This is a genomic window from Aminobacter niigataensis, from assembly GCF_946995915.1.
Classification (GTDB): domain Bacteria; phylum Pseudomonadota; class Alphaproteobacteria; order Rhizobiales; family Rhizobiaceae; genus Aminobacter; species Aminobacter niigataensis.
On sequence record NZ_OX341517.1, the window covers coordinates 4,495,472 to 4,507,738 of the forward strand.

A 12,267-nucleotide genomic window follows, 5' to 3' on the forward strand; every position below is an offset into this window, starting at 1 on the left:
CAGGTTGAGCTTCCTGCATTCTGCATGAGCAGAGTTACGAATAAGTTTCCGAAAAGTTTAAGCGAAGCCGTCGAGGCGCGGCTTCACGGCCGTGCTTCTAGGGTGGTTCTGTATCGGGCTTGTGTCGCGCGGCACTCAGAGATGGTTCATTCGCGATACCATCGCCAACTGGCGCGGGGCTGTCTTTAGAAAGGCTTTGGGGCACAATCCAGCAGGCAAATGACTATCCCCGGCGGATTTTGTTCGACGTGCCAAAAATGTCACGAAAACGCGGGGCGCGACCGGTCAGATCGCGGCGACCCAGGACCGCGCCAGCGCCAGGCCGACGGCATCTGCCTCGGGGCCGTGAAGCTCGGCCTCGCTGTCGAGGTGCTGATGCCAGTCGGGATGCCGTTGAGCAATCGTCTCGGCAAAGGCCTCGCTCCAGTCGCGAACCATCGGCCGGTCGGCTTCGAAGTGGAACTGGATGCCATAGCCGGCGCGGCCAATGCGAAAAGCCTGGTTGCCGGTGACCGAACTGCCGGCAAGCCGCACGGCATCCTCGGGCAGGGTGAAGGTATCGTCGTGCCACTGGAAGATCGGGAATCGCTGGGGAAGATCGCTGAAAACCAGGTCGTCCTGGGCCTCTTCGGTCAGGGTGATTCCGTGCCAGCCGAATTCGGTCGAGCCGCCGATACGGTTGTGGCCGCCGAAGGCGCGCGCCATCAGCTGACCGCCGAGGCAGATGCCGAGCACCGCCTTGTCCCGTTCGACAAATTCGCGAGCGAGCTCGAGCAAGGCCGGGAAATATGGGGAATGGGCGTCGTCGCGCGCATTCTGGCCGCCGCCGAGGATCACCATGGCGTTGTGGCCTGCCGCATCGGCCGGCAGGGCGTCGCCGAGATAGGCATTGCACTGGTCGATCTCGGCGCCGACTTCCACGAGTGCGGCTCCGACCTGGCCGAGGCCGGTGTTGGCAAAATTCTGGACGACAAGAACGCGCATTTCGGCCCTTCAGCAGCACAGTGACAACGCTGCGGCGAGCCCTATCATGAGGCGCGCGACGCAGCCAAGAAGGAACAGCTATGCCACTGCAGAACCGGGTCGACCCGTTCGGCGAGATCCATGTCGATCCGGCGCGCGGCATGTTCACCGGCAATCGCGGCATCATCCACGATCCCGAGACGAGATCGCTGCAAAACCGGCGCTGGGCGGCCAAGGCGTGGATCACCTGCGCGCTCGAGTTCAAGGGCGTGCGCCGCGTGCCGATGGGGCGCAACCGGCCGGGCGACAAGACGGGGTGGACGGAGTTGTTCTTCCTCGACGAGGTGACGGCGCTGGCCGCCGGGCACCGCCCCTGCTTCTATTGCCGTCGCGCGCGCGCCCAGGCCTTTAGCGCAGCCTATGCCGGTGCCTTCGGCGCCGAAGACCCGAAGGTCGGCGAGATCGACGGGCGGCTGCACCTGGAAAGGCTGGCGTCGGGCGGCAAGCCCATCGAGGTCGACCGGCACGGGCTGCACCTGCTGCCCGACGGCGCGATGTTCTCGGACGGGGCCTCGGACTATGCGGTGCACGGCGGCAAGGCGCTGCGCTGGAGCTTTTCCGGCTACGATGCGGCATTCGGCTTTTACGAACTGGCCGATGCCGAAATGTGCATCATCACGCCGGCGACGACGCTGGCCGTGTTGCATCAGGGCTACCGGCCGGACTGGCACCCGAGCGCGGAGTTGCTTTCGGCAAGGAGGGCATAGGCCCGCTGCGAGCGGCACGATGGGCATCGAGCAGCGCCGCGAAATAGGCAGGCGGGATGGTCATGACCAGCGATGCGCGACGACCGAGGAGCTTGAAGGACATGCCGGTCGCGGCGCGGCGCACCATCTCGTCTTCTGTGAGGTTGAGGCCAATTACTTCCTTGATGATGCAGAAGTCGGCGCAACTGACGCGCTCGCGATCGATTGCTATCGTGCTTACCTTTTCGCCATCGGCATAGGCCTGCTTGAGATAGACGCGCTTCGGGTATCGACCGGTGACAAGGATCTGGAAGTCGTCGTTTACGGACTGCCCCTTCGGATCGATCCAGCTGCGGATCAGGTAGGTGTTTCCAAGCAGGTTCCGGTCATGAAAAATCAGCGGCCCCGAGACTTTGATCAAGCCCGTGTGCGGATCCTGTTCAACCGAAATGTTCTTGGACACCTGCTCCTTCTGCCCTGCTGGCACGATTGGAATGCCGTAGGCGGCGGCGAGCTGCGCACCGCAACCCGCCAACAAAAGGCATGCAGCAACGACACGAAAGATCGCCATCTCCGCCCCCCGGCAAAGAACGAACATAACATGAACATCCATGCCTGAAAAGAGGCCGCAAGAGTGCCCCTTGACCGCCGCCGCGGCCTGCCGCATTGCTCGGCCATGCGCGCAAACTACAAGATGCAACGGCTATTCGTGCCTGATGACCTCTCCTCCGGCGCGGCTTTCGATGCCGATCCGCAGCAGAGCCACTACCTCGCCCATGTGCTTCGCCTCGGCGAAGGCGCGGAAGTGCTGCTGTTCAATGGCCGTGACGGCGAATGGTCCGCGCGGATCGCGGGCAGGACCAAGAAGGCGGTGCGGCTCGAGGTGCTGGAATTGCAGCGGCCGCAGCCTGATCACCCCGATCTCGTCTACTGCTTTGCACCGCTGAAGGTGGGCCGGCTCGACTATCTCGTGCAGAAGGCGGTGGAGATGGGGGCGGGCACGCTGGCGCCCGTCATTACCCAACACACGCAACTGGCAAAACCGAGCATCGAGAGGCTGCGCGCCAATGCCGTCGAGGCCGCCGAGCAATGCGGCATCCTGGCCATTCCCGAAGTGCGCGAGGCGGTGAAGCTGGAGCAGTTACTCAGTAACTGGGACAAGGAACGGCGGCTGATCTTCTGCGATGAGGATGCCTCGACCAACAATCCGATGGCAACGCTGCAGGGTATCAAGGAGCGCAAGCTCGCCCTCCTGGTCGGGCCTGAAGGCGGCTTCTCGGACGACGAGCGCCGCATGCTGCGCGCCCTGCCCTTCGTGACCGCGATTCCACTGGGACCCCGCATCCTGCGTGCCGACACAGCTGCGGTGGCAGCACTGGCCGTCATCCAGGCAGCAATCGGCGACTGGTAGTCAGGCAAGCACCCTGCCCGGCCACGGGTTGATGCCGTCGCGCAGCCAGAGCAGCGTGTCGAGCCAGAAATCGGCTGCGTGCGACTGTGGAACAGGCCGAAATGGCCGATCTCCTGCCGGTCGAAATCGACAGGCGAAAGCAGGACCTGGGTCGCGTTTGCGCCCGAGTAGTAGGCCAGCGCCCGCTTGATCGCCTGTGGCGTGCCGAGTTCGTCATCCGAAACGCCGATGGCGAGGATGGGCGCTGAAACGGCGGCAAGGCGACGAAGGACAGCGTCGCGCTCATCTTCGGGATGGCTCTGCTCCATGCGGGCGCGGCGAAAACTCTATTCGTTGGCCACACCTGAGGGAAGATCCTCGAGCCAACCGAGGCGCTTGCCGGGAAAATAGCCGAGCAAGGCGGTGAGCGCAGGCATCGCGACATGCCATTTCAGGAACAGCCGCAGACGCCGGTCCCCGGCATAGTCGCGCCACCAGGCATATTGGGCGCCTACCGTGAGCATTCGCGTGATGACCGGGGCGGATTTGGCGAGGCCGGGCAGGAAACCGCCTATGCTGTGGCCGACGACCATCACCGGCGCGCCAGGATCAAGGGCGAGAACGAACCGCAGGGCGGCATCGAAGTCACGTTCGCCCCAGTCACGCCATCGGTAACCGCAGCGGCGCAAGTCGGCCGGCCGCGAGGCGCCAATGCCTCGGTAGTCGTAGGTCAGGACATCAAGGCCGTGTCCGGCAAGAAAGGCGGCGTAGCGGTGATAATATCGTGCCAGCACGCCGGTGGCAGGATTGAGGATGACTGTGCCGAAGCCGGAACCGAAGGGCCGCGGCCAGAGATGGCAGTGCAGCACGCCGCCATCGTCGCAGACGATCTCGACAGAGCTGGGGGCGGCGACGGATACGGCAATGGACATAGCAAATCTCGCATGCGTGCAAGTTGCTGCACGGATATGCGAAATTGCCTTTTTAATACACTCACTAGTCGGTATACATAGATGATGAAACCGACAGACATTCCGACGCGCGAACGCATCGTCACCGCCGCCTCGAAACTGTTTTACGGCGCCGGCATCAGGGCTGTCAGCGTCGATGCCGTGGCCGAAAAGGCGGGACTGACCAAGCGCACGCTCTACTACCATTTCGCCAGCAAAGACGAGTTGATCGCCGCCTATCTCGACGGCCGCGACCAGCCAAATCTCGCTCTGTTCCAGCGCTGGTTTGCAGAAGCGGAAGGCGGGCCGATTGAGAAGGTGGCGGCCATATTCACCAATCTTGCCCGGGCCGCGCGCCAGCCGAAATGGAAAGGCTGCGGTTTCCTGCGCACGGCTGCCGAACTTGCCGACATGCCCGGCCATCCTGCGATCAAGACCGGCATCGCCCACAAGAAACGCGTCGAAGGCTGGCTGCGGGACGTGCTGGCAGAAGCTGGCGCGGCGGCGCCCGAGGTGCTCGCCCGCCAGATCGTGCTGCTGCTCGACGGTGCCTTCGCGGTGGTGCTGCTCAATCGCGATGCGAGCTACATGGAAACGGCAGGCGAAGCGGCATCGACGCTGGTCAAGGCGGCACTTTCGGCGCGATAGTCAAGACAAGGACTTGCTTGACGCAGCGGGTGCAGCGAAATCATTCAATATCTATTGACGAAGGCTCAGGATTTTTCGCTTGATCGGCAAGCGCTCGATCGTCCATCAAGCGCCCGCGGTCCTTCCGCCTTCAGGAGAAGCATACATGGCGCGCGACACCACTGATTTCCGGCCTATCGAAGGGATGGACGAACTCGTCGACTATCTCGCAGCCGGCAACAAGCCGCGCGACAAATGGCGAATCGGTACCGAACACGAGAAATTTCCTTTCTATGTCGACGGCAACGCGCCGGTTCCCTATGGCGGCGACCGCGGCATCCGCGCCATCCTGGAGGGAATGCAGACCAAGCTCGGCTGGGACCCGATCATCGATGCCGGCCGCATCATCGGCCTTGTCGAGCCGACCGGCCAGGGTGCGATCTCGCTGGAGCCGGGCGGGCAGTTCGAGCTTTCGGGCGCGCCGCTGGAGACGATCCACCAGACCTGCCGCGAGGGCAACGCACATCTGGCGCAGGTTCACGAAATCGCCGAGCCGATGGGCATCCGCTTCCTCGGCCTCGGCGGCAGCCCGAAATGGACGCTGGCAGAAACGCCGCGCATGCCGAAGTCGCGCTACGACATCATGACCGCCTACATGCCCAAAGTCGGCACCAAGGGCCTCGACATGATGTACCGCACCTGCACCATCCAGGTGAATCTCGACTTCGAGAGCGAAGCCGACATGCGCCGCAAGATGCAGGTGTCGCTCAAGCTGCAGCCGCTTTCCACTGCGCTGTTTGCCAACTCGCCCTTCACCGACGGCAAGCCCAACGGCATGCAGAGCTGGCGCGGCGACATCTGGCGCGACACCGACAACCAGCGCTCGGGCCTGCTGGAATTCTGCTTCTCGCCCGAGTTCGGCTTTGCCGACTATGCCGAATGGGCGCTCGACGTGCCGATGTATTTCGTCATCCGCGACGGCCGCTACCACGACATGACGCACATGACCTTCCGCCAGTTCATGGCCGGTGACGCGCGCAACGAAATCACCGACGGCATGCCGACCATGGGCGACTGGGCCAACCACCTGTCGACCCTGTTCCCGGACGTGCGACTGAAGCGCTTCCTCGAAATGCGCGGCGCCGACGGCGGCCCATGGCGCCGCATCTGCGCGCTGCCGGCCTTCTGGGTCGGGCTGCTCTATGATGCGGAAACGCTCGATGCAGCGGAAGAGTTCACCCGAGACTGGAGCTACCAGGACGTGCGGGCGATGCGCGACGCGGTGCCCGAGCAGGGCATTTCGGCGCCGTTCCGCAATGCTACGCTGCGCGAAGTCGGCCGCGAAGTGCTTGCCCTGTCGCGCCAGGGGCTGGTCAACCGTGGCCGCAAGAACCGCGACGGCTTCGACGAGGCCGGCTTCCTCAACACGCTCGACGAGGTCGTCGCACGCGGCACGACGAGCGCCGAGGAAATGCTCAACGCCTACAACACGCGCTGGGGCGGATCGATCGAGCCGGCGTTCCTGGAGTATGCCTACTAGGGCTGCAAAAGCCCCTTCAACCTCCAGCTAAAAGGCACTACGCTCCTCCTCCGGCAAATGACCTGAGGAGGAAAGCATGCTGCCCCTGTTCGAAATGCTGGCCAATGCCCAGAACGGCAACGGCATGGAGGCACTGGCGCGCCAATTCGGGCTCAGCCAGCAACAGACGCAATCAGCGCTCGAGGCGCTGATGCCCGCCTTCAGCCAGGGGCTGAAGCGCAATGCCTCCGACCCCTACGGCGTCGGCTCCTTCCTGCAGGCCATGGCGAGCGGGCAGCACGCCAAATATTTCGAAGACGCCACGCGCGCCTTCTCGCCCCAGGGGGTGCAGGAAGGCAACGGCATCCTCGGCCACCTGTTCGGGTCCAAGGACCTGTCGCGAGCCGTCGCCGGGCAGGCAGCGCAGGCGACCGGTATCGGCCAGGACGTGCTCAAGCAGATGCTGCCGGTGATCGCGTCGATGATCATGGGTGGGCTGTTCAAGCAGTCGACCGGTCAGATGCAGGCGGCCAGCGGCATGGGCGGCAACAACCCGCTGGGCGAGATCATAGAGCAGATGATGCGCCAGGGTGGCGGCATGATGGGCGGCGGGCAGCAGCAGGCGCCCCAGCAGACGCAGGCGCCCGACCCGTTCGACAACCCGTTCGGCAAAGTGCTGAAGGACATGTTCGGCGGCGGCCAGGCACAGCCGCAATCGGCGCCGCGCCAGCAGGCACCGCAGCAGAGCCCCTACGGCGACAATCCACTGGGCAAGATCTTCGAGGAAATGCTTGGAGGCGGCGGTGCCCAACCGGCTCCGCAGCCGCAGGCGCGCCAGCGCCCTCAAGAGCAGGCGAACCCGAGCGGCAGGCCAAAAAACCCATACGACGACCTGTTCGGCAAGATGTTCGAAACCGGCAGCCAGCAGCGCGACGACTACCAGAAGGGCGTCGAGTCGATCTTCGAGCAGTTCAGCAAGGGTATGGACAGGTATCGGTAGGGAACTTGGGGATCAAGGCAACAAGGAAGTAGGGCAACAGAGACGGCTGCCTTACTGCCTGCCCAAGAAAAAGCCCGGTCCTTGGGAGGACCGGGCAACTGCAGGCAAGGCCGGCGGGGACCGGCTGGGAGTGGGGAGCCTGCGAAAGCAGAAATCGATCAGGCGACGCGCCGGGCCATGGCCTCGATGTTGTCGGCGCGGGCTTGCCGGATCGTGCGCAGACGCGCGGTCGGATCGCTGGCAAACGGCAGGTCGACGGCGACATGCAGGTCGCCACGGGTGAGCCCGACATCGGCGAGTTCGGTGTCGGTCATTTCGCCGAGGCGGTAGAACGCACGGCGATTTTTCCAGGCGCGGAGGAGATCGGCGGTGTAAGTGACGATACGCATCGCATTCACCGGCCGAGCCGCGGAATGCGTCGTCTCAGTGCAATGGTCAAGCGTGGTCATAGTCATCTCCCTGAGGGACAAACGGGCCCCTTCCGGTCGACGCTCCTTGCCGCCGCACCGGTTCCGATACACATGCCTCATGTGGACGATCAAACATTGCCATCGGTGGATTGATTAATCCAACGAATGTTTCTAATCTTTATCATCAAAGTTCATGATGGAAACGTCGATGGCCGCTCCGCTCGATCTTGACCAGCTCCAGACCTTCGTCACCATCGTCGACACCGGCAGCTTCACCCGCGCCGCCGACGAGGTCCACCGCACCCAGTCGGCAGTGTCTATGCAGATGCGCCGTCTCGAAGAGCGCATCGGCAAGGCGCTGTTCGAAAAGGAAGGGCGCATGAACAAGCTGACCGAGGAAGGCGAGCGCCTGCTCTCCTATGCGCGGCGGCTGCTGCACCTGAACCGGGAAACGCTTGCCGCCTTCGACGACCGCGCGCTCGAGGGCACGATCCGCATCGGCGTGCCCGACGACTATGCGGACCGCTTCCTGCCCGAGATCATGGCGCGCTTCTCGCGCTCCAACCCGCGCGTCGAGCTGTCGGTCATCTGCGAGCCTACGGTCAACCTCGCCGACATGATCCGCCGCGGCAATCTCGACATCGCCCTGGTGACCCAGTGCGAAGGCACCAACCCGACCGAGATCGTGCGCAACGAGCCGCTGCTGTGGGTTTCTTCGGCCAGCCACATGGTGCATGAGGAAGAGACCCTGCCGATGGCCTTCGGCCGGCCGAACTGCCAGTGGCGGCGCACCGCCTGCGAGATGCTCGACGCGCGCGACCGCAGGTATCGCATCCTTTTCACCAGCTGGTCGGCCACCGTCATCACGGCTGCCGTGCTGGCCGGGCTTGCGGTGTCGGTCTTGCCCGAGTGTGCACTGCGGCCTGGCATGCGGGTGCTGGGAGAGGCCGACGGTTTCGGCTCCCTGCCCGACTGCAAGATCGGTATCCTGCGCGGCCACTCCAGCCGGCCGCAGATCATCGACGCGCTTGCCCGCCACATCTCGGAAAGCCTCGACAACATCTCGATACCGACACCGGAAGAATCGGGCTCCTTCGATTTCGCCGCGATGATGGCGACGCGCAGCCGGCGGCTGAAGCCGAACCAAATCATGCCGGGATGGTAGGCAAAGGCTGAGCCGCGTGCTTGACGGGAGGGCCATGCCGGCCCTCAATCGTGCCATGAGCGAAGTTGCCACCGAATCACGAACCAACGCTGCGGAATACACCGTCAGCGAAATCTCCGGCGCGCTGAAGCGCACGGTCGAGGACACCTTCGGCAATGTGCGCGTGCGCGGCGAAATCTCCGGCTATCGCGGGCCGCATTCATCTGGCCATGCCTATTTCTCGCTGAAGGACGACCGCGCCCGCATCGAGGCCGTGGTATGGAAAGGCACGATGAGCCGGCTGAAATTCCGTCCCGAGGAAGGGATGGAGGTGATCGCCACCGGCAAGCTGACCACATATCCCGGTTCGTCGAAGTATCAGATCGTCATCGATAATCTCGAACCGGCGGGCGCCGGCGCGCTGATGGCGCTGCTGGAGGAACGCAAGCGCAGGCTTGCCGCCGAAGGACTGTTCGACGACCACCGCAAGCAGCTGCTGCCGTTCATGCCGCTGGTCATCGGCGTCGTCACTTCTCCGACCGGCGCTGTCATCCGCGACATCATCCACCGCATCAAGGATCGCTTTCCGCTGCATGTGCTGGTCTGGCCGGTGCGCGTCCAGGGCGAGACGTCAGGCGCCGAGGTAGCGGCGGCCGTCAACGGATTCAACGAACTGCCCGAAGAAGGCAGCTTCCGTCGCCCTGACCTTCTGATCGTAGCGCGTGGCGGCGGCAGCCTCGAAGACCTCTGGGGCTTCAACGACGAGGCGCTGATCCGCGCGGTGGCGGCCTCGCATATTCCCGTCATTTCCGCCGTCGGCCACGAGACCGACTGGACGCTGATCGACCTTGCCGCAGACAGGCGGGCACCGACCCCGACAGGTGCCGCCGAGCTCGCGGTACCGGTGAAGGCCGAACTCGAGGCGACACTCGCCAATCTTGGCGCGCGGCTGCGCGGCGCCGTCTCGCGCATGATCGACCGGCGCAGCCAGGCGGTACGCGCAGCGGCACGCGCCCTGCCGACGCCCGATCAGTTGCTGGCGCTGCCCCGCAGGCGCTTCGACGAGGCCACCAGCCGGCTTGGCAGGGCGCTGACGGTCACCACCGAACGCAAGCGCGCGCGGCTTTCAGCTGTGCGACTGTCGCCGGCGACCCTGTCGCGGCGCATCGCCGAGACGCGCCGCCACCTCGACCGCGACATGCTGCGGGCCAACGCGGCCCTGCGCTCCCTGGTGCGCGAGCGGCATATCCGCTTCGACCGTACCAGGGCACGGCTGTCTCCCGAACCGCTGGCCAGGCGGCAGGAGGCCTGCCGCCTGCAGGTCACCAGCCTGGAACGGCGTGGCGCATTGGCCGTTGGCCGCAGGCTCGAACGCGCGCGGACGCAGCTCTCGCAGGCAGACCGGTTGCTGGCGACGCTTTCGCACAAGGCGGTGCTGGCGCGCGGTTTTGCGCTCGTGCGCGATGCCGACGGTGCGGTGCTGAAGCGTGCAGCCGAGATTTCGGCAGGGGCCGCGCTGTCGATCGAGTTTGCCGACGGCACGGCCAATGCCGTCGCCACCAGCGGCGACGCCAAGCCACGACCGCCGGCCAAGCCGGTGAGCAAGGTCAAGGAACCCGGCAACCAGGGTAGCCTGTTTTAGTCCGAGGTCGTTCCGGACGGCGTCGCAAGCACTGGAGCGACGAGCGGGGAAATGAACGGCGCGCTCCACGATCCGCCGACGAAGAAAGCCGCAGGTGGGATGGCCGGCGGGGTGGTGGCCGTGGCGTCCTTGGCTTCGATCGCCCCGGACAAGGCCAAGCCGCGGCCGACGTAAGGCACGATTCCCGTCAGCCAGATGCGGTTGGAAGCGGTGCGCGCCTCGGCCTTGTCGATCCTGGCGACACCGTTGGCAACCGTCGCCTTCAACTCGACGCCATCGACCGGCAGCGTGCCGCCAGAGACTTCGTCAAGCGAGAAAAAGCCGCGTTCCGACGAACGCTTGAGGAATGCCTGCAGATCGAGGCCGACGATGGCGCCGGCGCCGAATGTGGCGGCAATCGAGCCGTTGGCATTCTGCAACAGGGTGTTCCAGCTGATGCCCGGGCCCTTGAGGATGACCGACACCGTGCCCCGGCCGATCGGCACGATTCGGCTCATGCCGGCGGCGGTACCGAACGCGCCGCCATCGATGTCCGATGCCAGAAGCCGCAGTTCGGCCTGGGTGCCGCCTGGCTTGCGATCGAAGCGAATGCCGGCCTGGACATTGCCGCCAAAGGCTTCGGCGTCAGAGATGTCAAACGCCATCAGGCCGCCCTTGACCTGAGCCGTGGCGGCGACCTCGGACAGCGCAATCGAACCGGCAGTTGCCTTGCTGGTTGAAAGCCTGAGATCGAGGTTGATACGCTCTGCGAAGCTGGTATCGATCTCGGCCGTCCCGGCATTGGACGACGCCATCGGCGCGAAGGCCGAGGCAAAGGTCATCAAGTCGAGCGAGTCGAATGCAAGGGTGCCGGAGATCGCTGGCACGGGTCCGTTCAGCGACAGATCGAGAATCCCCATGCCGGGATTGCCATCGATCGTCACCTTGGCGCTGTCGAGCTTGAGACGATCGAGATCGCCCGTGATGCTGGAAGCTACGGAGATCGAGCCGACCGGGCTCGCGGGCAAAACGCCGGAGCGTGACCATTCGAGCACCCGCCTGAGCGAGGATGCGGCAAGCTTGACCTGGCCGTCGACATGGACATCGCCGGACAGGCTGGCGGCGCCGTCAAAGGACGCCTCCACCGGCGCTGACTTCAGTGACGCGACGATGGGCGCGGTGCCGCCGGCAAAGAGCACCAGCGGGCGGGGTGACGACAGTTCGAGTGCAGCCTGCTCGCCACGCCAGATAGCGGTGGCGGTCAGGCTTCCAGCCTTGTTGAGCGCCGGCAGGCTGGCCTTGCCAGTGAGGTCGGTCAAAAGCTCGTCTTCGCCCTCGTCCGAAACGGCGACGACTCGGCCATCGACGAATTCGACAGAGCCGAATTCATCCGAGGGCATCTGGCTGAGGTCCGGTTCAGCGGGACTGGCAGAAACCGTGGCGCGTGCAAGCTCGATTGCCCGCGTCAGCCTGCCCCCGCGCGATTGGGGCAGCTCCAGGCCGCCATCCGCCAGGCGCCGCAGACGCACCGTCGGCCGCAGGAAATGGGCATCGGAGAAGTCGACATTGCCGCTGAGGGCAGAAAATGCCGACAGCTCGATCTCGACCCGTTCGGCCTCGATGACCGGCGATCCCTGCTCATCTTCCCAATCTGTGAGTGTCACGTCGGTGAGCGTGGCGCGGAAGACCGGCCATATCTCGATGTCGGGCGTGCCGTTGATCGAGACGCGGAAGCCGCTCCACGCGCTCATCTCAAAAGCGATGCGGTCCTTGACGATCTGGGTAGAGGCGACGAACGGCACGGCAGCAACAGCCACGGCGATCAGGACGGCAATGCCGACGATCGCCCAAATGCTGCGCCTGAACAGTGGTGATGGCATGTTGCCCTTGTGCTGCC

The 12,267-nt window shown here is 64.7% G+C and carries 11 protein-coding genes and 1 pseudogene; 7 read left to right on the forward strand and 5 right to left on the reverse strand.

Annotated features, from left to right (window positions below):
• Positions 1-285: 285 nt before the first annotated feature.
• Complete coding sequence (locus O1Y97_RS21960; protein ID WP_318762365.1) at positions 286-984, reverse strand: type 1 glutamine amidotransferase; 699 nt, start codon at positions 982-984, stop codon at positions 286-288.
• An 80-nt stretch (positions 985-1,064) separates the two neighbouring features.
• On the opposite strand from O1Y97_RS21960, the gene O1Y97_RS21965 reads away from it, so the two are divergent.
• Positions 1,065-1,730 (forward strand): hypothetical protein, encoded by a 666-nt coding sequence (locus O1Y97_RS21965; RefSeq protein ID WP_318762366.1) that lies wholly within the window; start codon positions 1,065-1,067, stop codon positions 1,728-1,730.
• Here the strand turns inward: O1Y97_RS21965 and O1Y97_RS21970 are convergent.
• A complete protein-coding gene (locus O1Y97_RS21970; RefSeq protein ID WP_318762367.1) occupies positions 1,639-2,376 on the reverse strand; it encodes a hypothetical protein in 738 nt (245 codons plus the stop codon). The two genes, O1Y97_RS21965 and O1Y97_RS21970, sit on opposite strands and share 92 nt — an antisense overlap.
• Positions 2,377-2,385: 9 nt before the next feature.
• Here O1Y97_RS21970 and O1Y97_RS21975 point away from each other — a divergent pair, with 9 nt between their 5' ends.
• The gene (locus tag O1Y97_RS21975) at positions 2,386-3,120 is read left to right on the forward strand and encodes a 16S rRNA (uracil(1498)-N(3))-methyltransferase (protein ID WP_318762368.1); all 735 of its coding nucleotides are present in this window, start codon (positions 2,386-2,388) and stop codon (positions 3,118-3,120) included.
• Here O1Y97_RS21975 and O1Y97_RS21980 read toward each other — a convergent pair.
• A pseudogene (locus O1Y97_RS21980) lies at positions 3,121-4,031 on the reverse strand (alpha/beta hydrolase family protein).
• Between the two features lie 81 nt (positions 4,032-4,112).
• Between O1Y97_RS21980 and O1Y97_RS21985 the strand changes: the two are divergent.
• The 3 genes from O1Y97_RS21985 (at position 4,113) to O1Y97_RS21995 (ending at position 7,195) form a co-directional block, all read left to right on the forward strand.
• Entirely contained in the window at positions 4,113-4,697 is a 585-nt protein-coding gene (locus O1Y97_RS21985; protein ID WP_318762369.1) for a TetR/AcrR family transcriptional regulator, read from the forward strand.
• A gap of 145 nt (positions 4,698-4,842) precedes the next feature.
• Complete coding sequence (locus O1Y97_RS21990) at positions 4,843-6,216, forward strand: glutamate--cysteine ligase (RefSeq protein ID WP_108610024.1); 1,374 nt, start codon at positions 4,843-4,845, stop codon at positions 6,214-6,216.
• Between the two features lie 76 nt (positions 6,217-6,292).
• Positions 6,293-7,195, forward strand: coding sequence for a DUF937 domain-containing protein (locus O1Y97_RS21995; RefSeq protein WP_183263746.1), 903 nt, complete (start codon positions 6,293-6,295; stop codon positions 7,193-7,195).
• Positions 7,196-7,353: 158 nt separating this feature from the next.
• On the opposite strand, the gene O1Y97_RS22000 is transcribed toward O1Y97_RS21995, so the two are convergent.
• On the reverse strand, positions 7,354-7,644 hold the full coding sequence (locus O1Y97_RS22000) for a DUF1127 domain-containing protein (RefSeq protein WP_318762370.1): 291 nt from the start codon (positions 7,642-7,644) through the stop codon (positions 7,354-7,356).
• A 169-nt stretch (positions 7,645-7,813) separates the two neighbouring features.
• Here O1Y97_RS22000 and O1Y97_RS22005 point away from each other — a divergent pair, with 169 nt between their 5' ends.
• Together O1Y97_RS22005 and xseA are read left to right on the forward strand one after the other, a co-directional pair.
• Positions 7,814-8,770, forward strand: coding sequence for a LysR substrate-binding domain-containing protein (locus tag O1Y97_RS22005; RefSeq protein ID WP_318762371.1), 957 nt, complete (start codon positions 7,814-7,816; stop codon positions 8,768-8,770).
• A 55-nt stretch (positions 8,771-8,825) separates the two neighbouring features.
• Positions 8,826-10,391 (forward strand): exodeoxyribonuclease VII large subunit, encoded by a 1,566-nt coding sequence (gene xseA, locus O1Y97_RS22010; protein ID WP_318764258.1) that lies wholly within the window; start codon positions 8,826-8,828, stop codon positions 10,389-10,391.
• Here xseA and O1Y97_RS22015 read toward each other — a convergent pair.
• Positions 10,388-12,250, reverse strand: a complete 1,863-nt coding sequence (locus O1Y97_RS22015; RefSeq protein ID WP_318762372.1) for an AsmA family protein — start codon at positions 12,248-12,250, stop codon at positions 10,388-10,390. The genes xseA and O1Y97_RS22015 overlap by 4 nt on opposite strands.
• Between the last annotated feature and the right edge of the window lie 17 nt (positions 12,251-12,267).